Consider the following 21254-nt stretch of genomic DNA (forward strand, 5'->3'; position numbering starts at 1 on the left):
GGCAACCAGCACAGGACATTCTCATTCCCGGAGGCCTCAGGCGCACACGGGCGGGCGTTGAGGGGCTGCGTCATTTGTACCGGAGTAGACGCCGATGAAGTCGCGTGACCCCCTGATCCGTGCCAAGCGGTTCCAGATCGACGATGCGCGCCGGCGCCTCGCGCAGATCGATACGATGATCGCCGAGTTCGAGCGCATGGCCCAGGAACTCGACCGCGACATCGCCGCCGAGGAGGCGCGCTCCGGCATCACCGATCCGCGCCATTTCGCCTATCCGCCGCTGGCGCTCGCCGCGCGCAACCGCCGGGACAATCTCCGCCGCTCTGCGGACGACCTTAAGGTGCAGCAGGACGAGGCCAAGGCCACGCTCACCGAAGCGGAGGCCGACCTCGCGCTGGTGGAGGCGGCCGGAGAGATGGACCGTTCCGCGCGTGTGGACAACGCAACCCGCCGCCCCCCGCTCAGGCCCGCCGCGCCGGTGCGCTTCTGAACGCGGTATGGCTTGAGTTTCAAGGGGGTAGGCAGGTAGCCTTTGCTGCGGTGCGGCAGACGATTTTTCTCGTCCGCGGGCGGTTCCTGCAACCTTGAGGCTTCCATTCGGGTCTACCGCTCCGGTACCTTCTGCTCGGCCAAACCCCGAGCACGAGTGTTCCGTGACTCCCCACCGCAAGGTCCATGCCCTCGTCGACGCGGTTGCCGCGGGCGACCTGCGCGCGTTCGAAGAGCTTTACCGGCTGACCAGCCCGAAGCTCTACGGCATCGTGCTGCGCCTGCTGCGCCGGCCCGAGCTTGCCTCGGAGGCCATGCGGCAGGCCTACCGGCGGGTGCGGTCCGAGGCGCATACCCTGCGGCAGAATGAAGACCCGGTGTGCTGGATGGTCTCCATCGCCCGCGGCTGCGCCCTCGACATGGCCTGGCAGCGGCCGGTGGGCGACGCCTTCGAGCCGTTCGACGTGGCCCAGCGCGGCCATGATCCGATCGCCTCGCCGCACCGCAGCCCGGCTTTGACGCGCCTCCTGACCTGCCTCGGACGACTGCCCGAGGAGCGGCGCCGGATGCTGCTGCTCGCCTTCTATGATGGCTGGAGCTACGAGGCGCTCTCGGTCTATTTCGACGCGCCCGCGCCGGCCATCCGCGCCTGGATGGCCCGCAGCATCCACCAGTTGGGCGAGTTCCTGGGGCGGCGGTCATGAGGTTCACCCCATGAGCCGGGCCTCTCCCGATCGCCTGCCCGAGCGTGTGGCGCCGCCTGATGCGGACCGCATCCTCGCCGCCGAGTACGTGCTGGGCACCCTCGACAACGAGGACCGTCGCCGGGTGCGTGCCCGCTGCGCCGCCGAGCCGCAGTTCGCCGCTCTGGTCCGCCTGTGGGAGCGCCGGCTGGCGCCGCTGCATGAACTGGCCGTGCCGGTCATTCCCTCGCCGGAGATCTGGCGGGCCATCGCCTCGGATCTGAGGAGCGCCCCGCCCGCCCTGCGCGGGGCCACCATGCCGCGCGGCATGTCGCCTTCACCCGATCCGCCCCGCCGGCCGGCCATGCCGGAAGGCCGGCCGCTGCGTTCGGCGGCAGGGACGGGGGAGGGCGCAGTCGAACGGGTGCGCCGGCTGTTCGGCCTTGGCCGGGGCGCCGAGCCGGGGCGTGTCGAGCCTTCGCGTGGAGCGGAACGGCCGTCCCGCCGCCGGGCCTTCCCGCCGCTCGAAGCGGGCCCGATAGGGCCGCCCCAGCCGATGGAGACCCCACGGGTGCCGGCCGGGCCGATCCGCGACACGAGGTCGGCGGGGCTGCTGCCTCAGGTGACGTCCCAGTTGTCCCGTCCCCCGTCGCCAGGACCAGGGACTGTGCCGACGGCTGCGCGGTTGCCGGAGCCGTCCGCGCCTTTGCAACTGGTCGCGCCTCCACCCCGCCCCCGCCCGTTGCCCGAGCCGCTCACGCCGCCGCCAGCCTTCATGTTCCTGGAGCCCGATCCGCCGCCGGAGCCGGAGCCCGTCGCGGAGGCGTCGCCCACGCCGGTCGGGGACGGCACGCCTGCGGCAGCGGCACCGGCCGCGGAGAGCCTTCCGCCGTCCGGATCCGTGGCTGAGCCGGACGCCGTCGTTCCGGAGCCGCCCGTGGTGCTGGAGCCGACGGCCCCAGCGGTTTCCGAGGGCGCGCCCGATGCGGCCGAGCCCGCGCCCGTCGCCCCCGTTCCTGCGCCGACGCCGGTTGAAACGGAGCCGGCCGCCATGGAGGCCGCTCTGCCGCCCGTCGCTGAAGGGGTGCCTGAACCTGTCGCAGCGCCCATGGCGTTGGACGTGACCGAGGCCACGGAGCAGAAGCCGGACGAAGAGGCGGAGGCAGTCGCGCCGCCTGCCGCGCTCGCAGATGCCGCCGAGGCGTCTTCCCCTGAGCCCGCCCCTCAGGACGCGCCGTCGAGCGAGGCCCCGTCGGCTGATCCTGCCGCCGGGGAGAAGGCCGAGGAGGCGCCGCTGCCCGGATGGGCAACTGAGGTTGCTTCCGGTGAGGTGTCGGCGCTGCCGGACGAGCCGAGCGCGCCCACGCGCGTCGTTGTGCGTCACGGTCCCTGGCGCGGGATTTCGCTTCTGCTCGCGCTGCTCTGCCTGGGGCTGGGCGGGGTGGCGGCCTATCGCGAGTGGGTCTGGCCCGGTGAGGGCTATTGGGTTGCGGTGATGCAGGCGGAGCCGCTTCCCGCGGTGTCGGTGCGGATCGACCCCGATAGCGGCGCCGTGCATGTGCGGTCGTTCGCTCCGGCACCACCGGACGGCGAGACCTATCGACTGTGGCTGGTCTCTCCCACCTCCGGTGCGTGGCTGATCGGCGCCTTCTCGTCAGGCTTGTCCGAACGCGTGCCCGAACTCGCGCGGCTTGGCCGGAAGGGGCTTTCGGGCACCGAGCTGGTGGTGACGCGTGAGCCGGCCGACCGGCCGGATACGACAAAGGGGCCTGAGGCAACCGTGGTCTATCGCGGCCGGCTGGTGCCGGAATGAGCGTCCTCTAGCGCGAGGGCTCCGCGGCGATCGTGCCGTGACCCGGCGTCTCCCGGGGCGCGCTCGGGACCTCACCCGATGGCAACTGCGCCACGGCGGTGCGGTTGCGGCCCAGCGCCTTGCCGGAATAGAGCGCGCCATCGGCCGCAATGATGAGGTCGGCGATGGTATCCGGCCCGCTGCTCCCCGGCAGATAGGTCGCCGCCCCGACGGTGAGCGTGACGCCGATGTCGTGGGAAGCCACCTCGCGGAGCTGCGCTTCCACCAGCAGGCGCAATCGCTCGGCTATGGCATGGGCGCCTTTCGCATCGGCTCCTGGCAGAAGGATGCAGAATTCTTCGCCGCCATAGCGCCCCGCGACGTCATTGGAGCGGATGCTCTGCGGCACGACGGCCGCAAAGCGCTTCAGCGCGAGGTCGCCCACGTCGTGGCCGAAGCGGTCGTTGACTGACTTGAAGTGGTCGAGGTCGGCGAGCAGCAGCGAGAAGGGCATGCGCCGGGCACGCGCGGACCGCAACAATTCCTCCCCGCGCTGCAGGATCGAGCGTCGGTTGAGCAGGCCGGTGAGGTCGTCGAGGGAGGCGACTTTCTCGAGCACCATGTAAAGACTGCCGAAGGTCCAGCAGATGGCAAGGCCAAGGCCGACGATGGCGATCAGCACTTCCACTGGGCCATCGCCCGGCAGCGGAACGATGCCGAACTGCACTCCCAAGCCCCTCAGTGTGTAGCCGATGGCCAGAACCATCAACACCAAGGCCGATGCGACGCGGGAGATGATCGGTCCCCCGCCGGGCGTCTGCAGCAGGGCGCGTCCGGCTGTCGCAGTCCAGCAACCGACCAGGACCGAAGTGATGGTCACGCGATCGGCGAGGTTGTTGCCGCTCCACAGCGACAGGCCGAGCAGGCCCGTTCCCAGCGCTGTCACCACCGCCACCGCGGCCAGCCTCGGCGTGCGCTCATCAAGGGTGCGGATTCCGCTGTAGATGAGCCCCATGCCGATGAGGATGCAGCCATTGCCGACCAGCACGCTCGCCGGAAGGCCGATGTCGATGCGCGCGGCAAGGAAAACGCAGCCGGTAGTGAGGAACAGGTTGGCGAGCGACCAGACGAACAGGCAGGACTGCCGCAATCGCCATCCCGCCAGAAGTTGAAGGCCAGCCAGCAGCAGGCCCACCACGGCCGAGACCGACAGCACAGTCTGGACCTGAAAATCCATGTCTGGGGCCGCTCCGGGGGGCGTTGAACCACACGCGGGGAGAAAAATAGGTTGTATGCGCCAATAGCGTGTAGTCGACGTGCGCACAAGTCGGTCGTCCTACTATTGTACGGCGTAATTTTGTTTCCGATGGCTGACTTTGTTTCCGCAGATTGCCGACGGGTGCCCGCGGCCGGTGAATACGGCACAAGCGTCTTTTGGCCGTGCTTTCGGGGCGCCCGGCCTTCGCTATGATGCACCCGCGCATGGGCCGGCGGCGCTGTGCCGTGCGCGAAAAGTGCCAGCGAGGACAATATGGCCGATCCGACCCTTCCCCGCCCCGTCGACCGCGCGCTGGATCCGGGCTTCCGCCACGGCCAGTCCACCGAGCCGAACTATTCGGGTGTCACGTCCTTCCTGCGCCGTCGCTATGCCCGTGACGGCGGGGGGGCCGAGGTGGTGGTGTGGGGCGTGCCGCTCGATGTGGCGGTGTCGAACCGGCCCGGCACCCGCTTCGGGCCGCGCGCCCTCCGCGCCGCGTCCTCCATCCTCGACGGCGATCCCTTCTATCCCTTCGGCTTCGACCCGTTCGAGACGCTGGACGTCGCGGATGGCGGCGACTGCGTGTTCGACTATGGCCTGCCGGCGGGCATCCCCGGCGCCATAGCCGCTCAAGCTGCCGCCCACTACGCCCGCGGCAGCCACCTCGTGACCCTCGGCGGCGACCATTTCCTGACCTACCCCATCCTGCGGGCGCTGACGGCGCGGCTCGGGCAGCCGGTGGCGCTGGTGCAGTTCGATGCCCATCAGGACACATGGGACGACAACGGGGACCGCGTGGACCACGGCACCATGATCACCCGCGCCGTGAAGGATGGCCTGATCCGGGTGGACCGCTCGATTCAGGTGGGCATCCGGACCCATGCGCCCCGCAGCTACGGCATCGAGATCGTGCATGGCAACGTGGCCGGCGAAATGGGCCCCGCCGCTCTGGCCCGGCATATCTGTGATCGGGTGGGTGACGCGCCGGTCTATGTCAGCTTCGACATCGATGCCCTCGACCCCGCCTTTGCGCCCGGCACCGGGACGCCGGTGTGTGGCGGTCTCTCCACCCGTGAGGTGATGGCTTGCCTCAGGCGCCTCGGTGCGCTCGACCTCAAGGGGTTCGACGTGGTGGAGGTATCCCCGCCTTACGACCATGCGGAGATCACGGCGCTCGCCGGTGCGACGCTGGCTTCGCTCTATCTGTGCCTGCTGGCCGAGCGCAAGGAGGGGGGGCGCTCGCCGGCGTTGTAGCTCCGTCCCGCGGGGGTGCTTGTACCCTTTTGCGGGCGGACGGGATAAGGGAGGGCGCTCAGCGCACACAGGCTGGATTCGGGAAGGCAAGAGATGGGAAAGCGGCCAGGCATCTCGGCCTATATTCTCCCCGCCCTGGGGTTGCTGCTCGCTCTCGTCTTCCTGCTGTGGCCCGACGTTGGACCGGGGACACCGGGCGTGCTGCCGGGCGTGCTCGCGGCTGGCTCGGTCGCGCTTCTGTGCGGCTCCGCCTTCTCGGCGGTCGGGCACGCCGACGTCGTGGCGGCCCGGCTGGGGCAGCCATGGGGCACGCTGCTCCTCACCCTGTCCGTGACCATCATCGAGGTGTCGGTGATGGCATCCATGATGCTCAACGGCGAAAACAACCCGACGCTTGCCCGCGAGTCCGTGCTGTCGGTGCTGATGATCGTGAATGCCGGAATCGTCGGCCTGTGCCTCCTGCTCGGCAGCATCCGTCATCGCGAGCAGACGATCCAGCAACAGGGGGCGTCGGGCTATCTGTCTGCCATCATCGCGCTCGGCGTGATGCTGCTGATCCTGCCCAACGAGACGCACGCAGGGGCGACAGGCGCCTTCTCGCTGTTTCAGCTCGTCTACATGTCGCTGATCGCTATCGCGCTCTATGCCGCCTTTCTCTACATGCAGACGGTGCGCTATCGCGAGCATTTCGCCGGGCAGGCGGAAGGCCACGGCGAACCGGTGCCGGGCCTCTCCGCCTTCCTGCTCGCCATCGGCATGCTGCTGGCGAGTCTCGCCGCGGTGGTGGCGCTCTCCGGCCAGGTCGCCGCGACCTTCGAGGATTTCCTGGCCCAGTTCTCGCTGGAAGATCCTGACGCCGTGACCGGCGCGCTGGTCGCGACGCTGATCCTCCTTCCGGAATGCATCAGCGCGGTGCGCGCCGCCGCCCGCAATCATCTGCAGCACTCGCTCAACATCGCGCTGGGCTCGGCGCTCGCCACGGTGTCGCTGACCATCCCGGCCATGGCGTTCATCAGCGTCATGATCGGACGCTCCATGGTGCTCGGCCTCGACAACGAGGACCGCACCATGCTGCTGCTCACCTTCGTCCTTTCCGTGCTCTCCTTCGGCACCGGAAAGACCAATGCGCTCAACGGGGTGATCCACCTCATCGTGTTCTGCGTCTATGTGATGCTGCTGTTCGCCCCCTAAAGAGCCGGTCGGTGGCTGTCCGGCGGTGGACATCGGGCGGGGCGAGTGGCATGTTCCGCGCGACTTGAACGAGGCGCGGGCCGTGAAGAATTTTCTGCTCTACATCTTCACCTGGTGGAACAAGCAGACCGTCGGCACCATGTGGTGGACGAAGCGCTTCGGCGAGCTCGTGGGCGAGGACGAGTTCGGCAATCGCTACTATCGCACCAAGGGCGGCAAGATCGACCCGACGCTGGGTTTCGAGCGCCGCTGGGTCATCTATCCCGGCTATGCCGAGGCCTCGACGATTCCTCCGGGTTGGTGGGGCTGGATGCATCATCGGGTGGATACGCCGCCGGTGGATGAGACCTATACCGCCCGCTCCTGGCAGAAGCCGCACCGCCGCAACATGACCGGCACGCCCGGCGCCTACCGTCCCAAGGGCTCGGTGCTGGCCGGTGGCCTGCGTCCCCGCGTCACCGGCGACTACAAGGCCTGGACGCCCGGAGAATAGGCCGGCGCCTCGGCGTCCCGCGGTACTTCTGCACGGTCTCCTTTCTGTGAAGCCTCCTCCGCGCGCCGCCTTGCCACCGCCCGATTCAGGCGGTCAGAAGGGGAGAAGGGCCGGCCCGCTTCCCGGCGTTGCCGCCTTCATTCCACGGGTTCACAGACTGATGCGCTTCCTCTGCTCCGTTTCGCTGCTGGCCGCCGGCCTGATCGCCGCCGCGATGCCTCAGGCGCTGGCGCAGAGCCGCGGCACCATCGAGCAGACCCCGCTGCCGCCGCCCGGAACCATTCCCAACCAGCGTCCGCTGCCCCAGGTGCCCAACAGCGTTCCGGTGATCGCGGCCCCGCCTGCGGCGCCCGCGCAGCGACCGGCGGCCCCCGCCGCGATCCAGCGCGGTCCAGCGCCCCCGCCGCCTCCGGCCGCTGCCCAGCAGCCCCCCGCTGGTATGCAGCCCGCGCCTCCCGGGGATGAGGGCGACGTGGTGGTGGTGCAGCCGCCGACTCAGAAGATCGCCAACGCTTATGCGGTCTATGCCGGCCTCGACAAGATCACCGGACGCATCACCTCGTTCGATATCGCCATCGGCGAGACAGCCCAGTTCGGTGCGCTGCAGGTGACGCCGCGCGTCTGCTACACGCGTCCCGCCACCGAGACGCAGAACACCACCTCCTTCACCGAGGTGAACGAGGTGACATTGCAGGGGCAGGCCAAGCGCATCTTCACCGGCTGGATGTTCGCGGCGAGCCCAGGCCTGCACGCGGTGGAGCACCCGATCTATGACGTGTGGCTGATCGGCTGCAAGGCGACCTCACCCGTCACCGCCCGGGGCCAGCAGTAGAAATCGCCCTCTACCTCGAGGGCGTTCTCCAGCAGCTTGTGATAGTGCCGCCGCGACACCTCGAGCGCCCCGAAGGTCTTGAGGTGGCTGGTGACGAACTGCGTATCGAGCAGCCGGAAGCCGCCGGCGATCAGCCGCCCCACCAGATGCACCAGCGCCACCTTGGAGGCGTCCCGCTCGCGGTGGAACATGCTCTCGCCGAAGAACGCGCCGCCCAGCCTCACGCCGTAGAGGCCGCCCACAAGTTTCCCGTCGTGCCAGGCTTCCACCGTGTGGCAGCGCCCGCGGGCGAACAGTTCGCCATAGAGGCGGCGGATGGGATCGTTGATCCAGGTCTTGTCGCGACCTTCCTGCGGCTCGGCGCAGCCGTCGATGACCGCCTCGAAATCGCTGTCCACGCGCACCTCGAATCTGTCCGTGCGCACCGTTCGGGCGAGCCGGGAGGAGACGTGGAAGGCGTCGAGGGGGATGATGCCGCGCCGCTCGGGCTCGATCCAGTAGAGGCCGGGATCATCGGCGCTCTCGGCCATCGGGAAGATGCCGCAGGCATAGGCCTTCAGCAGCACATCGGGCGTGATCTCGACGATCTGGTCGTTCGGCCGGCTCATGACGGGTCATCCTACCAGCAAATCGAGCGGCCGTGTGGCGCGGCGGCGTGCCGGCGGTCTCCCTGGGCACCCGCGACCCATTGACACGCGCGGCGCGCAAGCGGGTCGCCGACGTCAACCCCGCTTGAGGAAGTCGCCGATGCGCCGCACCGCTTCCGCCATGTCCGGCCCCGAGCCGGCATAGGAGAAGCGCAGGAACTGGCGGCCGTGGAACGGGTCGAAATCCACGCCGGGGGTCGCCGCCACATGGGCGGCATCGAGCAGGCTACGGGCAAAGGCCGCCGAATCGTCGGTGAAGTCGGAGACGTCGGCATAGAGGTAGAAGGCGCCATCCGCTGGCAGGAAGCGGCCGAGACCGGCAGCGGGCAGCCCCTCGGTGAGGATGCGGCGGTTCTCCACATAGGTCGCCTTCACCTGATCCATTTCGGCGCGGCCCTCGAAGGCGGCGTCGGCGGCGATCTGCGACAGGGTCGGCACGGAAATGGAGAAGTTCTGCTGCAGCCGTTCCATGGTGCGCGAGACGCCGGGTGGCACCACCATCCAGCCGACGCGCCAGCCGGTCATGCAGAAGTATTTGGAAAAGGAGTTGATGACGGTGACGTCCTCGCCGATCTCCACCGCGCTCACGGCCGGGAAGGCATAGTCGAGGCCGTGGTAGATTTCGTCGGAGACGAAGGCGAGGCCGAGGTCGCGGGCGCAGGCATGGAGCGCCGTCAGGGCGGCCCGGTCCATCATGGTGCCGGTGGGATTGGCGGGGCTCGCCACCAGAACGCCCTTGAGCGGCGCGGCGCGATGCGCCTCCAGGAGGCGCTCGGGGGTGAGCGCGTGGCGGTCCTCCGCGCGGGTCTCGATCAGCACCGGCTCGCAGCCGAGCGCGGACAGGACGTGACGATAGGGCGGGTAACCCGGTGCGGCGATGGCGACGCGATCCCCCGGCTCGAACAACGCGAGAAAGGCGAGGATGAAGCCGCCGGATGACCCGTTGGTCACGACGATCCGCTCCGGATCGACCGAGACGCCGTGCCGCTCCGCGTAATGGCGGGCGATGCGCGCCCGAAGGGCAGGGATGCCGAGGGCGGCGGTATAGCCCACCTGTCCGGCCGCAAGCGCCGCCGCCGCCGCCTGCCGGGCCACGAGCGGGGCGGGGGCCGCCGGCTGGCCCACCTCCAGATGGATCACATGCCCGCCCTGCGCCTCGATCCGGGCGGCGTGCTCCATCACGTCCATGACGATGAAGGGCTCGACGGCGCTGCGCCGGGAGAGAAGAGGGAGACCGTTCCGCATAGTCGAATTTCCGTTGCGCTCGTGCGGCGTGCGCCGCGCAGATGCCCGCGTTGCCGTGCTGCCGCCTTATTCTGCCTGTCCCTGAGGCGGGTTCGCCCCAACGTGAAGGCCAGCGGATTGACCTTGGCATCTGCCAAAGCCAGTGTCCGGCAGTCTCGTAGCCTGTGCCCCGGAGCGAGCCAAGGCGGATATTGCTGTGGTCCCTGCGTGAATGGCGGCTTGCGTGGTGGTTGACGGAATGGATCGAACCCGAGCGGATATGCGGATCGGAACTGGAAAGCGTGCCCGGCACGGGCTTCGTGCCGCCGGACGCATGCTTTGCCTCGCCGCCGCGACCGCTCTGCCGTTCCAGGCGACATGGATGGGCGCTGCCCATGCGCAGGAGCAGGCGCCCCGCTCGGCGCCGCAGACCATTCAGGACACCGAGATCGAGGCCCTGCTGAAGGACTACACCCGTCCGATCCTGAAGGCCGCAGGCCTCGCGCAGCAGAATGTGGAGGTGGTGCTCATCTCCAGCCGCGCCTTCAATGCCTTCGTGGCGGACGGCCGGCGCATTTTCGTGAACACGGGCGCCCTCGTCGATTCGGTGACGCCCAACCAGATCATCGGCGTGCTCGCCCACGAGACCGGCCATATCGCCGGCGGCCACCTCGCCCGCATGCGCGAGCAACTGGCCGGCGCCCAGACCATGGCCATCGTCGCCATGCTTCTGGCGGCGGGCGGTGTCGCGGCCGGCGCAGCGAGCGGCATGAACGGCCGGGACGTGGGCAATGTGGGCGCAGCCGCGATATCAGCACCGCAGGAGATGATCCGCCGCTCGCTGCTCTCCTACCAGCGCGGCGAGGAGGCGGCCGCCGACCGGTCGGCGGTGAAGTATCTCAACGCCACCGGCCAGTCGTCCAAGGGCATGCTGGAGACGTTCGAGCGCTTCCAGAACGACCAGCTCTTCATCAGCCAGCGGATCGATCCCTACGTCCTGAGCCACCCGATGGCCCGCGAGCGTATCGGCGCGCTGGAACAGCTCGCCAAGTCCAGCCCCTACTACAACGTCAAGGACCCGCCGGCCCTGCAGGCGCGTCACGACATGATGCGGGCGAAGCTCATCGGCTTCATGGAGCGGCCGGAGGCCGTGGTGCGGCGCTACCCGCCGTCAGATACCTCCATGGCGGCGCAGTATGCGCGCGCCATCTCGGCCTACCGTTTTGGCAACGTCGATTCGTCCATCCGTCAGATCGATGCGCTGATCGCCAAGGAGCCCTCGAATCCCTATTTCCAGGAGCTGAAAGGCCAGGCGCTGCTGGAGGCGGGACGGGCGAGCGATGCGGTCGGTCCGCTGCGCAAGGCCGTGCAGATGACCAACGGCGCGCCGCTCATCCGGGCGATGCTCGGGCAGGCGCTCGTGCAGTCGGGCAATCAGGCGAACACCCAGGAGGCGATCCGGGAGCTGATCCAGGCGACGCAGCGCGATCCCAATTCGCCCTCGGCCTGGCGGTCCCTCGCGCTCGCCTACGGCCGCACCGGCGACATTGCCAATGCAGACCTGGCCTCGGCGCAGTCCTATTTCGCCTCCGGTGACTTCAAGCTCGGCCGGGAACTCGCGGCCCGTGCCCGGACTAAGTTTCCGCAGGGGTCACCCGGCTGGCTCAAGGCCGACGATCTCGTGAATTTCAAACCGCCCGCATCTGCCGCAAACCAGCGCTGATGCCAAAAGACAGCTTTTCACCCAAGGAGCCCCGCATGTTCTCCCCCACGGGCCTGGCCCGCACCGGTTTCCGGCACCTCGCCGCCCGCCTCTCTGCGCTGGCGTTGGCTGCCGTGCCGGCCTTCTTCCTCGCCGCCAGCCCGGCCGCGGCCTTCACGGACGAGGAGAAGAAGGAACTCGGCGGCATCATCCGCGAGTATCTGATCCAGAATCCGGAAGTCCTCCAGGAGGCCATCTCCGTGCTGGAAAGCCGGCAGATGGTGGCCGATGCGACCCAGCGCAGCAAGGCGGTCGCCGAGCTGAAGCCGCTCCTCCTGTCCAGCCCGCGCGGCATCGTCGCTGGCAACCCGCAGGGCGACGTCACGCTGGTCGAGTTCTTCGACTACAATTGCGGCTATTGCAAAAAGGCGCTGTCGGACCTTCAGGACCTCATCAAGCAGGATCCGAAGCTGCGCGTGGTGCTGAAGGAATTCCCGGTCCTCGGCCAGGGCTCGGTGGAGGCGGCGCAGGTGGCCGTGGCCGTGCGCATGGTTGCCCCCGAGAAGTACATGGCCTTCCATCAGGCCCTGCTCGGCGGCCGTGGCCAGGCCGATCGCGCCAAGGCGCTGGCGGCGGCCAAGGAGGTCGGCATCGACCCCGCGCTGATCCAGAAGCAGTCCACCTCGCCCGAGCTGAACGCCACCCTCGACGAGAGCATGAAGATCGCCGAGGCGCTGTCGCTGAACGGCACACCGTCCTATGTGATCGGCGATCAGGTGGTGATCGGTGCCGTCGGCTTCGACAAGCTGAAGGCCGCCATCGCCAACGCCCGCAGCAAGCAGCCGGCGGCGAAATAAGAGGGGCAACCCGCCCGATGCCCGCGGACTCGGTCTAGCCTTCACATGGCAGACCGTCCCGCGGGCGCTCTTTCCATCGGGCGCGCGCACCCCTATAAGGCTGCGACCCGGCCGACAGGAGGCCGGTGGCAGATCACGCACGGATGACAGACACTGTCCACGTCCTGAACGGGCCCAACCTCAACCTGCTCGGAACTCGCGAGCCCGGCATCTATGGCGCGGCGACGCTTGCCGATGTCGAGGCGCTGTGCCGGGCCGAGGGCGAGGCGCTGGGCTTCGACATCGTCTTCCGCCAGACCAATTCGGAAGGCGCGCTGGTGGATTTCATCCAGGCGGCCCGTGGAGCGCGGGGGATTGTCCTCAATGCCGCTGCCTACACCCACACCTCCGTCGCGCTGCGCGACGCGGTGTCCGCGGTGGGGGTGCCGACCATCGAGGTGCATCTGTCCAACGTGTTCGCGCGGGAAGACTTCCGCCACCATTCCTACCTGTCGCCCGTCGTCCGCGGAGTGATCTGCGGCTTCGGACCCCAGAGCTATGTGCTGGGCCTGCGCGCCATCGCCGGCCTGCCGCAGACCCCTTAGATCCCCCAACGCCCTCGCGCGGCCCGACGGCCAGCCAGAGCCAGGAACATCATGAAGCCCTCCAACCCTCCCATCGACACCGCCATCGTCAAGGAGATCGCCGATCTCCTCTCGGGCAGCGACCTGACCGAGATCGAGGTGGAGCACGAGGGCCTGCGCATCCGCGTGGTGCGCGCGCCCGCCTCGGTTACCATCGCCCAGGGTGCCCCCTACGCGGCGCCCTATCCGGCTGGCGCGCCCGTCGCGGCGGTTGCCCCGGCTGTTGCGGCCGAGGCCCCGGCGGACCTCTCCAAGCATCCGGGCGTCGTTGCCTCTCCCATGGTGGGCACCGCCTATCTCGCCGCCGAGCCCGGTGCCCCCCCCTTCATCGAGGTGGGCACCAGCGTGCGCGAGGGGCAGACCGTGCTCATCGTCGAGGCGATGAAGACCATGAACGCCATTCCCGCGCCGCGGTCCGGTACTGTCACGCGCATCCTCGTGGGTAACGCGCAGCCGGTGGAATACGGCGAGCCCCTGCTCATCATCGAATGAGCGCGCCCGCGAGGCACGCACACACCGGCAGAGACCCACGAGGCAGGCACCTAAAAGGTACGCACCGCTGATGTTCAGAAAAATCCTCATCGCCAACCGCGGCGAGATCGCGCTGCGCATTTTGCGCGCCTGCAAGGAGCTGGGCATCGCGACGGTGGCGGTGCACTCCACCGCCGACGCCGACGCCATGCATGTGCGCCTCGCGGATGAGAGCGTGTGCATCGGCCCGCCGCCGGCCCGCGAGAGCTATCTCAACATCCCCTCGCTGCTCGCCGCCTGCGAGATCACCGGGGCGGATGCGGTGCATCCGGGCTACGGCTTCCTCGCCGAGAACGCCCGCTTCGCCGAGATCCTTGCCGATCACAACATCCACTTCATCGGCCCCAAGGCGGAGCATATCCGCATCATGGGCGACAAGATCGAGGCCAAGAAGACGGCCCAGGCCCTCGGCATCCCCGTGGTGCCCGGCTCCGATGGCGGCATCCATTCGGACGAGGAAGCCCACCGCGTCGCGGCCGAGATCGGCTTCCCGGTTCTGGTGAAGGCGGCTGCCGGCGGCGGCGGGCGCGGCATGAAGGTGGCGATGACCGCCGACGACCTGTCGCAGGCCCTCTCCACGGCCCGCACGGAGGCCAAGGCGGCCTTTGGCGACGATGCCGTCTATCTCGAGAAGTATCTCTCCACCCCGCGTCACATCGAGGTGCAGGTGCTGGGCGACGGCAAGGGCCACGCCATCCATCTCGGCGAGCGCGACTGCTCGCTCCAGCGCCGCCATCAGAAGGTGTGGGAAGAAGCGCCGTCCCCGGTCATCACCGCCGCCCAGCGGGCCGAGATCGGCGAGACCTGCGCCGCGGCCATGCGCAAGCTCGGCTATATCGGCGTCGGCACCATCGAGTTCCTGTACGAGAACGGGAACTTCTACTTCATCGAGATGAACACCCGCATCCAGGTGGAGCATCCGGTGACGGAGATGGTCACGGGCATCGATCTCATCAACGAGCAGATCCGCGTCGCCGCGGGCGAGCCGCTGACTCTGACGCAGAAGGATGTGGTGATCGAGGGCCATGCCATCGAGTGCCGCGTGAACGCGGAACACCCGACCACCTTCCGCCCGTCGCCCGGCAAGATCACGCACTATCACGTGCCCGGCGGCCTCGGCATCCGCGTCGATTCCAACGCCTATCAGGGCTACGTCATTCCCCCCACCTACGACAGCCTCGTGGGCAAGCTCATCGTTCACGGCAAGACGCGGGACGAGTGCCTGCGCCGCCTGCGCCGTGCGCTGGACGAGTTCGTGGTGGACGGCATCGACACGACGCTGCCGCTGTTCCGTACGCTGGTGCGCACCCGCGACGTCGCCGAGGGCCAGTACGACATCCACTGGCTGGAGCACTTCCTCGCCGAGGGCGAAGGCAAGAACATCGTCTGAGGCAAGACGAACTGAGCCTCAGCAGACGAAAAAGCCCGGCCAAGTGCCGGGCTTTTTCTTTTGAAAAGACGCATCCCGGTCAGGCGAACTTGGCCGCCCGCTTGAGCTGGGAAGCCGCCGTCGCGAGCTCGCGGACCTTGGCGAAGTTGCCGGCGCGGATGGCGTCGGTCGGCACCACCCAGGAGCCGCCCACAGCCACCACGTTGGGCAGGGAGAGATAGTCGCCCGCGTTCGCCGGGCCGATACCACCGGTCGGGCAGAAGCGCAGGTGGGGCAGGGGGCCGGCGATGGACTTGAGGAAGGCCGCGCCGCCCGATGCCTCCGCCGGGAAGAACTTCAGCACCTCGAAGCCCAATTCCGCCAGCCGCATGGCCTCGGAGGCTGTGGCGCAGCCGGCCATGACCGGGATCGGCGCCTCGGTGAAGGCGGCGGCAAGTTCCGGCGTCGTGCCGGGGCTGACGAGGAAGGTGGCGCCGGCCTTGATGGTCGCCTCGATCTGCGCGCGATTGGTGACGGTTCCGGCGCCGGCAATGGCGCCCTCCACCTCGGCCGCGATCAGACGCAGGGCTTCCATCGCCACCGGCGTGCGCAGCGTCACCTCGATCAGCGGCAGGCCGCCTTCCACGAGCGCACGGGCGAGGGGAACGGCGTCTTCCAGGCGTTCGATGACCACGACCGGCACCACCGGGGCCTTGGCGACGAAGGGAAGGGGGCTCGGAAGGCTCATGAGGTATCTCCGTTAAATCGTTTGAAGCGCAGTCCTGCCGTCGTGTCGAGCCCCAATCGCTCTGGTCATCCCACGTCGAAGGTCACGCCTTGGGCCAGCGGCAGGCGGTCGCCGTAATTGATGGTGTTGGTGGCGCGGCGCATGTAGGCCTTCCAGCTGTCGGAGCCCGCCTCGCGCCCGCCGCCGGTCTCCTTCTCGCCGCCGAACGCGCCACCGATCTCAGCGCCGGAGGGGCCGATGTTCACATTGGCTATGCCGCAATCCGAGCCTGCCGCCGAGAGGAACCGCTCCGCCTCCCGCAGGTCGGCGGTGAAGATGGCGGAGGCGAGGCCCTGCGGCACCTCGTTGTTGAGGCGGATGGCGTCGGCAAGGTCCGAATAGCGCAGCACGTAGAGGATGGGCGCGAAGGTCTCCGCTGCCACACTGTCCGTCTGGGCAGGCATCTCCACCAGCGCCGGACGGACATAATAGGCATCGAGGGCGAACTCGGCCCCGAGCCGCTCGCCGCCGATCACGGTGCCGCCAGCGGCGCGCGCCGCCTCCAGCGCCACCTGCATGGCCTCGAACGCGCCGGCATCGATGAGCGGACCCACCAGCGTGCCCTCCTCGCGCGGATCGCCGACGCTCACGGAGGCATAGGCCGACTTCAGGCGGGGCAGCAGAACGTCGTAGACGCTGTCGTGCACCATCAGCCGGCGCAGGGTGGTGCAGCGCTGGCCAGCGGTACCCATGGCTGCGAACGCGACGGCGCGCAGTGTCAGATCGAGGTCGGCCGAGGGGCAGACGATGGCGGCATTGTTGCCGCCCAGCTCCAGGATCGACCGCCCGAAGCGCTGCGCCACCCGTGGTCCCACATGGCGGCCCATGGCGGTGGAGCCGGTGGCGGAGATGACCGGCACCCGCCCGTCGTCCACCAGCGCCTCGCCAGCGGCGCGCCCGCCGAGCACCAGCGTCGAAAGTCCTTCCGGCACGCCGCCGAAGCGGGCGGCGGCACGGGCGAAGATGGCGTCCACAGCGAGGGCGGTGAGCGGCGTCTTCTCAGACGGCTTCCACACGACGGAATTGCCGCACACGAGGGCCAGCGCGGCATTCCACGCCCACACCGCGACCGGAAAGTTGAAGGCGGAGATGACGCCGACCACCCCCATGGGGTGCCACGTCTCCATCATCCGGTGGTCCGGCCGCTCGGTGGCGATGGTGAGGCCGTGGAGCTGGCGGGAGAGGCCGACGGCGAAATCGCAGATGTCGATCATCTCCTGCACCTCGCCGAGGCCCTCGGAGGTGATCTTGCCGGCCTCCAGCGTCACCAGCGCCGCAAGGTCGGCCTTGGCGGCGCGCAGCTCCTCGCTGAACAGGCGCACGAGTTCGCCGCGCCGCGGTGCCGGCACCATGCGCCATTGGAGGAAGGCTTCATGGGCGCGGCCGATGGCGTCCTGAACCGCTGGGGCGTCCATCTCCGTGATGCGGGCGATGATTTCCCCGGTCAGCGGCGTCACCGCCTCGCGTCCGCCCTTGAGGCGGTCATCCGGGATGCCGAGGCGCGCCAGCAGGGCATCTGCATCCGCTTCGATCTCGCCGGTGCCGGGAAAGCGCGCCATGGTCGTCTCCTCGTTCTGATTTGCCCTGTTCTAGCCGTCCTCTCGGCCGGCGGGAACCATTGGGCGCGGCCGGGGGTTTCAGCCGAGGGGGCGAGGCGCGCGTCGAAGCGCGCCCTTCAACTTGCGCGGAGGAACCAAAATGCCCCACGCCACCAACCCCGAATCCATCGGCACCGATCCCGCTCATGCGGCCAACGCGCTGCAAGGCCTCTCCGACACCGAACGCGACCGCATCCGCTGGCGCGCCCATGCGCTTTGGCGGGAGGACGGCTGCCCCCAAGGCCGCGACCGGGAATACTGGGAGCGGGCGGAGCTGGAAATCCTGAAAGGCCGGCGTTCCTACTGACGGAGGCTTTTTATGCCTGCAAAATCAAAGGCCCAGCAGATGGCGGCTGGCGCCGCCCTCTCCGCCAAGCGGGGCGAGCGCAAGAAATCCTCGCTCAAGGGCGCCTCCCGCGAGATGGTGGACTCCATGAGCGAGAAGGAGCTTCATGACCTCGCCGCGACCAAGCAGAAGGGCAAGCCCGCTCATGTCTCCCATGATTGAGCGATGAGCCGGCCATGGCGCCGCGGGCCTTCTGGAAGGGCTATCTGAAGCTCTCCCTCGTCACCTGCCGGGTGGCCATGACTCCGGCCACCTCCGAGCGCGAGAAAGTGCGCTTCCACACCCTGAACCGGGAGACGGGCAACCGCATCGTCTCCCGCTATGTGGACGAGGTCTCCGGCAAGCCGGTTTCTGAAGACGACGAGGCGCGCGGCTACCAGACTGGCGACGACAGCTATGTCCTTGTCGAGGATGAAGAACTCGACGATGTCGCGCTGGAGTCCACCCGCACCATCGACATCGAGAGCTTTGTGCCGCGGGACAGTATCGGCTGGGTCTATCTGGACAAGCCGCACTATCTCGTGCCCGACGACGAGGTGGGCACGGAAGCCTTCGCGGTGATCCGCTCCGCCATGGAAGAGACGAAGACGGCGGCGCTCTCGCGCCTTGTCATGTATCGCCGCGAGCGGGGCGTGATGCTGGAGCCGCGGGGGCGCGGGCTCATTCTGTGGACCCTGCGCTACGGTGACGAGGTGCGCCATTTCGATGGTGCACCGGAGGCCGAGGAGGCGCCGGACAAGGCGGCGTTGGGTCTGGTCAAGAAGCTGATTTCCGAGCGTACGCAAGCATTTGAGCCAGAGATGGTACACGATCCCGTGCAGGAAGGGCTCATCGATCTCATCGCCTCCAAGCGCAAGAAGCGCCCGGCGAAGAAGGCGGCCAAGGCCGCGGCGGAGGAGCCAACGGGGGGCAATGTGGTCAGCATCATGGATGCGCTGCGCCGGAGCCTTTCGGCGGAGAAGGGCAAGCGCAAATAGGGCGCGCCCGCCTCACGCGCCCGGCAGCGGCACCGCTGCGGCGCGGAAGTCTCCCCACGGGTCGTGACCGAGATTCATCAGCCTTGCCAAGGCATTGCCAACGTTGAAGTGCTGCGGGCCGATGGCCTCGCCCAGCTCATCCCACGCCAGTGGCATGGACACCGGCGCCCCCGGCCGAGCCCTTGTAGAATAAGGCGCCACCGCCGTCGCACCGCGCTGGTTGCGCAAATAATCGATAAGAATCCGGCCCTTACGTTTCGACTTGGTGATGGTGGCGACGAAACGCTCCGGGCTGTCCGCTGCCATCTCCTCCGCCATCTGCTTTGTGAAGGCCTTCAGCCGGGGCCAGTCCGCCTTGGGCGAGAGCGGTGCGCAGACGTGCAGGCCCTTGCCGCCGGAGGTTTTCACGAAGGCGGAAAGCCCTTTTGTCTCAAGTCTTTGCCTCACCTCCTCGGCGGCGGAAATCACGTCCTGCCACGGCACGCCCTCCCCCGGATCGAGGTCCATGGTGAGGAGGTCGGGCCGCTCCCAGTCCGCCAGGGTGGCGCCGAAGGGGTGGATCTCAAGGGCGGCGCCCTGGACCAGGGCTGTCAGGCCGTCGAGGTCGCGGATGGCGAGGTAGGGGGCTTCGTCCTTCGCCTTGGGATCGGGGACCTGAAGGATGTTCCTGTCCAGTCCCTTCCACGGGTGCTTCTGGAAAAAACGTTGACCGTCAATGCCTTCCGGGCAGCGCACCAGCGCCAGCGGGCGGCCGGTGACGAAGGGGGCCATATGGCGCCAGACCTGCGCGTAGTAGTCCGCCAGCCCCTCCTTGGTGAGGCCGACATCCGGCCAGTAGACCCGGTCCGGGTGGGTAAGGCGCACCCGGCGCTTCGGCGGGGGCGGATCGGAAGCCTTTGTTTCATAAGGACTTTCCCGCACGATCTCGCTCGCCGGCTTGTCCTCCCGCAGGCCGCGGAAGGCGGCGTGGCGCAGGTGGCCGTCGCCGGTCCAGGCGCCGAACTCCACCTCCGCCACACGGAGCGGCTGAACGAAGGTGACGCCCCGCGCCTCCTCGGCGGTGAGCTTGCCGGAGAAGGGGGAAATTTCAGTCTTTTCAGAGGCTAAGAGCTTGTGGAGATCGGCCGCGACCCGCTGGGTGAAGCCGGTTCCGACCCGCCCCACGTAGCGCAGCTTGCCGTCCTCGAACACCCCCAGCATCAGCGAGCCGATGGCGGTGCGCGAGGTGGTGGAGGGGACGAAGCCACCCACCACAAACTCCTGTCGTTCCAGACACTTGGACTTGATCCAGTCGCGCGTCCGGCCGCTATGGTAGGGGGCGTTTTTGAGCTTGGAGACCACCCCTTCCAGGCTCAGGCGGCAGGCGTGGGAGAGGACGAGGGCGCCGTCGTCCTCGAAATGGGCGCTGTAGCGCACCTTGTCCCCGTCCTGTCCCACCAGTTTTTCCAGCAAGTCCTTGCGATCCTTGAGGGGAAGGGGCGTCAGGTCGTGGCCGTCGAGGTGGAGAAGATCGAAGACGTAATAGACGAAGCGGTCGCTCCGCCCCTCCGAAAGATCGGCCTGAAGGGCGGAGAAATCGCTCGCGCCATTGCCGGATTCCACGACGATTTCACCGTCGAAAAGCGCGGTTCGGATGGGGAATCGGTGGAGTTCGGCAGGGATGCCGGTGCCGAATCTGTCAGTCCAGTCGCGTCCGGTGCGCGTCAGCAGCCGCACCTTCCCGTTTTCGACCCGCGCCTCGATGCGATAGCCGTCGAACTTGATCTCGTGGAGGTAGCGCGTGCCGGCCGGCGCCTTCTTCGCCAGAGTGGCGAGGGCGGGGGCACGAAGGCGGGGAGGGGGGCGGTCTTCGCCCCCTTGGGCAGGGGCAGGGGGGTGCCGCCGGTGCCCTTCGCACCATCGGGCGGGGGATCGTCGGCGGGCGGGGCGGGGGACTTCGCCGCGGGGGGTTTTAGCGCGGCCTTCTTCGCACTCATCCCGGACTTCGCGGCGCTCTTCTTTTGCGGCGGGTCATCGGCCGAAAGGGCGTCCACGTCGCGGCCGGAGACCACCGACAGCGGCTCTTCCTCCAATATGTCCGGCGCGCCGTCCGGCCGGGCGAATTCGTCCTCGGCCTTGATGAGCAGCCAGTTCTCCTTCGTCTCCCCCTTGCGGGGCGCCATGCGCACCAGATGCCAGCGGCCGTGGAGCTTTTCGCCGTCGAGAGTGAATTCCATGTGGCCCTTGGCATAGGCCTTGTGCGGGTCGCCGATGGGGGTCCAGGTGCCGCGATCCCAGATGATGACGTTGCCGCCGCCATACTGGCCCTTGGGGATGGTGCCCTCGAAGCCGCCGTAGTCGAGGGGGTGGTCCTCCACATGCACGGCCAGGCACTTCTCGCCGGGCACGAGGCTGGGGCCGCGGGTGACGGCCCAGCTCTTGAGCACGCCGTCCATCTCCAGCCTGAAATCATAGTGCAGCCGCCGCGCCGCATGTTTCTGGATGACGAAGGCGCCTTCCGGCCGCGCGACCTCGCCCTTCGCTTTCCGGCGACCGGTGCCGGAGGGCTCGGGAGTAGCGGCGAAGTCGCGCTTGGCGCGGTAGCGGTCAAGGTCGGCCATG

The 21254-nt window shown here is 68.4% G+C and carries 20 protein-coding genes and 1 pseudogene; 15 read left to right on the forward strand and 6 right to left on the reverse strand.

Annotated features, from left to right (window positions below; all coding sequences use genetic code 11):
- Window positions 1-94: 94 nt before the first annotated feature.
- The 3 genes from A37E_RS0118675 (at window position 95) to A37E_RS27035 (ending at window position 2985) form a co-directional block, all read left to right on the forward strand.
- Complete coding sequence (locus A37E_RS0118675; protein ID WP_024279601.1) at window positions 95-490, forward strand: flagellar export protein FliJ; 396 nt, start codon at window positions 95-97, stop codon at window positions 488-490.
- 163 nt (window positions 491-653) lie between these two features.
- Window positions 654-1193: a sigma factor-like helix-turn-helix DNA-binding protein gene (locus tag A37E_RS0118680; RefSeq protein WP_024279600.1), complete on the forward strand. Its 540-nt coding sequence runs from the start codon at window positions 654-656 to the stop codon at window positions 1191-1193.
- A gap of 10 nt (window positions 1194-1203) precedes the next feature.
- A complete protein-coding gene (locus A37E_RS27035; protein WP_029557997.1) occupies window positions 1204-2985 on the forward strand; it encodes a hypothetical protein in 1782 nt (593 codons plus the stop codon).
- Window positions 2986-2992: 7 nt separating this feature from the next.
- On the opposite strand, the gene A37E_RS26065 is transcribed toward A37E_RS27035, so the two are convergent.
- The gene (locus tag A37E_RS26065; RefSeq protein ID WP_051679162.1) at window positions 2993-4201 is read right to left on the reverse strand and encodes a GGDEF domain-containing protein; all 1209 of its coding nucleotides are present in this window, start codon (window positions 4199-4201) and stop codon (window positions 2993-2995) included.
- Window positions 4202-4495: 294 nt separating this feature from the next.
- Here A37E_RS26065 and speB point away from each other — a divergent pair, with 294 nt between their 5' ends.
- The 4 genes from speB to A37E_RS0118710 all read left to right on the forward strand — a co-directional run bounded on the left by speB (window position 4496) and on the right by A37E_RS0118710 (window position 7992).
- The gene (gene speB, locus A37E_RS0118695; protein ID WP_029557999.1) at window positions 4496-5476 is read left to right on the forward strand and encodes an agmatinase; all 981 of its coding nucleotides are present in this window, start codon (window positions 4496-4498) and stop codon (window positions 5474-5476) included.
- 93 nt (window positions 5477-5569) lie between these two features.
- Entirely contained in the window at window positions 5570-6667 is a 1098-nt protein-coding gene (locus tag A37E_RS0118700; RefSeq protein WP_029558000.1) for an ionic transporter, read from the forward strand.
- An 82-nt stretch (window positions 6668-6749) separates the two neighbouring features.
- The gene (locus tag A37E_RS0118705; protein WP_024279594.1) at window positions 6750-7160 is read left to right on the forward strand and encodes an NADH:ubiquinone oxidoreductase subunit NDUFA12; all 411 of its coding nucleotides are present in this window, start codon (window positions 6750-6752) and stop codon (window positions 7158-7160) included.
- Between the two features lie 160 nt (window positions 7161-7320).
- Window positions 7321-7992 carry a DUF2155 domain-containing protein gene (locus tag A37E_RS0118710; RefSeq protein ID WP_051679163.1) on the forward strand — a complete coding sequence of 224 codons (672 nt, stop codon included), beginning with the start codon at window positions 7321-7323 and terminating at the stop codon, window positions 7990-7992.
- Here the strand turns inward: A37E_RS0118710 and aat are convergent.
- The gene (gene aat / locus A37E_RS0118715) at window positions 7929-8600 is read right to left on the reverse strand and encodes a leucyl/phenylalanyl-tRNA--protein transferase (RefSeq protein ID WP_029558002.1); all 672 of its coding nucleotides are present in this window, start codon (window positions 8598-8600) and stop codon (window positions 7929-7931) included. The two genes, A37E_RS0118710 and aat, sit on opposite strands and share 64 nt — an antisense overlap.
- A gap of 114 nt (window positions 8601-8714) precedes the next feature.
- The gene (locus A37E_RS0118720) at window positions 8715-9884 is read right to left on the reverse strand and encodes an aminotransferase class I/II-fold pyridoxal phosphate-dependent enzyme (RefSeq protein ID WP_029558003.1); all 1170 of its coding nucleotides are present in this window, start codon (window positions 9882-9884) and stop codon (window positions 8715-8717) included.
- Between the two features lie 361 nt (window positions 9885-10245).
- Here A37E_RS0118720 and A37E_RS0118725 point away from each other — a divergent pair, with 361 nt between their 5' ends.
- The 5 genes from A37E_RS0118725 (at window position 10246) to accC (ending at window position 14966) form a co-directional block, all read left to right on the forward strand.
- Window positions 10246-11586 (forward strand): M48 family metalloprotease, encoded by a 1341-nt coding sequence (locus A37E_RS0118725; protein ID WP_245279377.1) that lies wholly within the window; start codon window positions 10246-10248, stop codon window positions 11584-11586.
- A gap of 35 nt (window positions 11587-11621) precedes the next feature.
- Complete coding sequence (locus A37E_RS0118730) at window positions 11622-12422, forward strand: DsbA family protein (protein ID WP_029558005.1); 801 nt, start codon at window positions 11622-11624, stop codon at window positions 12420-12422.
- 143 nt (window positions 12423-12565) lie between these two features.
- Complete coding sequence (gene aroQ, locus A37E_RS0118735) at window positions 12566-13006, forward strand: type II 3-dehydroquinate dehydratase (protein WP_024279588.1); 441 nt, start codon at window positions 12566-12568, stop codon at window positions 13004-13006.
- Window positions 13007-13057: 51 nt separating this feature from the next.
- The gene (gene accB / locus A37E_RS0118740) at window positions 13058-13537 is read left to right on the forward strand and encodes an acetyl-CoA carboxylase biotin carboxyl carrier protein (protein ID WP_024279587.1); all 480 of its coding nucleotides are present in this window, start codon (window positions 13058-13060) and stop codon (window positions 13535-13537) included.
- 70 nt (window positions 13538-13607) lie between these two features.
- Entirely contained in the window at window positions 13608-14966 is a 1359-nt protein-coding gene (gene accC, locus A37E_RS0118745; RefSeq protein ID WP_029558006.1) for an acetyl-CoA carboxylase biotin carboxylase subunit, read from the forward strand.
- A gap of 79 nt (window positions 14967-15045) precedes the next feature.
- On the opposite strand, the gene eda is transcribed toward accC, so the two are convergent.
- Window positions 15046-15693 (reverse strand): bifunctional 4-hydroxy-2-oxoglutarate aldolase/2-dehydro-3-deoxy-phosphogluconate aldolase, encoded by a 648-nt coding sequence (eda, locus tag A37E_RS0118750; protein WP_029558007.1) that lies wholly within the window; start codon window positions 15691-15693, stop codon window positions 15046-15048.
- Window positions 15694-15758: 65 nt separating this feature from the next.
- The gene (locus tag A37E_RS0118755) at window positions 15759-17291 is read right to left on the reverse strand and encodes an aldehyde dehydrogenase family protein (protein ID WP_029558008.1); all 1533 of its coding nucleotides are present in this window, start codon (window positions 17289-17291) and stop codon (window positions 15759-15761) included.
- Between the two features lie 139 nt (window positions 17292-17430).
- Here A37E_RS0118755 and A37E_RS25470 point away from each other — a divergent pair, with 139 nt between their 5' ends.
- From A37E_RS25470 to A37E_RS0118770, 3 genes are read left to right on the forward strand one after another with little or no spacing between them, the layout of a single operon-like run.
- Window positions 17431-17637 carry a DUF2934 domain-containing protein gene (locus tag A37E_RS25470; protein WP_051679165.1) on the forward strand — a complete coding sequence of 69 codons (207 nt, stop codon included), beginning with the start codon at window positions 17431-17433 and terminating at the stop codon, window positions 17635-17637.
- A 12-nt stretch (window positions 17638-17649) separates the two neighbouring features.
- The gene (locus A37E_RS0118765; protein WP_029559111.1) at window positions 17650-17838 is read left to right on the forward strand and encodes a DUF3008 family protein; all 189 of its coding nucleotides are present in this window, start codon (window positions 17650-17652) and stop codon (window positions 17836-17838) included.
- Between the two features lie 14 nt (window positions 17839-17852).
- Window positions 17853-18653 carry a Ku protein gene (locus A37E_RS0118770; RefSeq protein WP_029558009.1) on the forward strand — a complete coding sequence of 267 codons (801 nt, stop codon included), beginning with the start codon at window positions 17853-17855 and terminating at the stop codon, window positions 18651-18653.
- Window positions 18654-18665: 12 nt separating this feature from the next.
- Here the strand turns inward: A37E_RS0118770 and ligD are convergent.
- Window positions 18666-21253, reverse strand: a pseudogene (ligD, locus tag A37E_RS25475) (DNA ligase D).
- Between the last annotated feature and the right edge of the window lies 1 nt (window position 21254).

This window comes from Xanthobacter sp. 91 (genome assembly GCF_000702385.1).
Classification (GTDB): domain Bacteria; phylum Pseudomonadota; class Alphaproteobacteria; order Rhizobiales; family Xanthobacteraceae; genus Xanthobacter; species Xanthobacter aminoxidans.

Excerpts from the sequence above, each read along its gene's own strand:
- A37E_RS0118675 (WP_024279601.1), top strand. The coding sequence starts at position 95 with ATGAAGTCGCGTGACCCCCTGATCCGTGCCAAGCGGTTCCAGATCGAC.
- A37E_RS27035 (WP_029557997.1), top strand. The coding sequence starts at position 1,204 with ATGAGCCGGGCCTCTCCCGATCGCCTGCCCGAGCGTGTGGCGCCGCCT.
- A37E_RS26065 (WP_051679162.1), bottom strand. The coding sequence starts at position 4,201 with ATGGATTTTCAGGTCCAGACTGTGCTGTCGGTCTCGGCCGTGGTGGGC.
- speB (WP_029557999.1), top strand. The coding sequence starts at position 4,496 with ATGGCCGATCCGACCCTTCCCCGCCCCGTCGACCGCGCGCTGGATCCG.
- A37E_RS0118700 (WP_029558000.1), top strand. The coding sequence starts at position 5,570 with ATGGGAAAGCGGCCAGGCATCTCGGCCTATATTCTCCCCGCCCTGGGG.
- A37E_RS0118710 (WP_051679163.1), top strand. The coding sequence starts at position 7,321 with ATGCGCTTCCTCTGCTCCGTTTCGCTGCTGGCCGCCGGCCTGATCGCC.
- aat (WP_029558002.1), bottom strand. The coding sequence starts at position 8,600 with ATGAGCCGGCCGAACGACCAGATCGTCGAGATCACGCCCGATGTGCTG.
- A37E_RS0118720 (WP_029558003.1), bottom strand. The coding sequence starts at position 9,884 with ATGCGGAACGGTCTCCCTCTTCTCTCCCGGCGCAGCGCCGTCGAGCCC.
- A37E_RS0118725 (WP_245279377.1), top strand. The coding sequence starts at position 10,246 with ATGGGCGCTGCCCATGCGCAGGAGCAGGCGCCCCGCTCGGCGCCGCAG.
- A37E_RS0118730 (WP_029558005.1), top strand. The coding sequence starts at position 11,622 with ATGTTCTCCCCCACGGGCCTGGCCCGCACCGGTTTCCGGCACCTCGCC.
- aroQ (WP_024279588.1), top strand. The coding sequence starts at position 12,566 with ATGACAGACACTGTCCACGTCCTGAACGGGCCCAACCTCAACCTGCTC.
- accB (WP_024279587.1), top strand. The coding sequence starts at position 13,058 with ATGAAGCCCTCCAACCCTCCCATCGACACCGCCATCGTCAAGGAGATC.
- accC (WP_029558006.1), top strand. The coding sequence starts at position 13,608 with ATGTTCAGAAAAATCCTCATCGCCAACCGCGGCGAGATCGCGCTGCGC.
- eda (WP_029558007.1), bottom strand. The coding sequence starts at position 15,693 with ATGAGCCTTCCGAGCCCCCTTCCCTTCGTCGCCAAGGCCCCGGTGGTG.
- A37E_RS0118755 (WP_029558008.1), bottom strand. The coding sequence starts at position 17,291 with ATGGCGCGCTTTCCCGGCACCGGCGAGATCGAAGCGGATGCAGATGCC.
- A37E_RS25470 (WP_051679165.1), top strand. The coding sequence starts at position 17,431 with ATGCCCCACGCCACCAACCCCGAATCCATCGGCACCGATCCCGCTCAT.
- A37E_RS0118765 (WP_029559111.1), top strand. The coding sequence starts at position 17,650 with ATGCCTGCAAAATCAAAGGCCCAGCAGATGGCGGCTGGCGCCGCCCTC.
- A37E_RS0118770 (WP_029558009.1), top strand. The coding sequence starts at position 17,853 with ATGGCGCCGCGGGCCTTCTGGAAGGGCTATCTGAAGCTCTCCCTCGTC.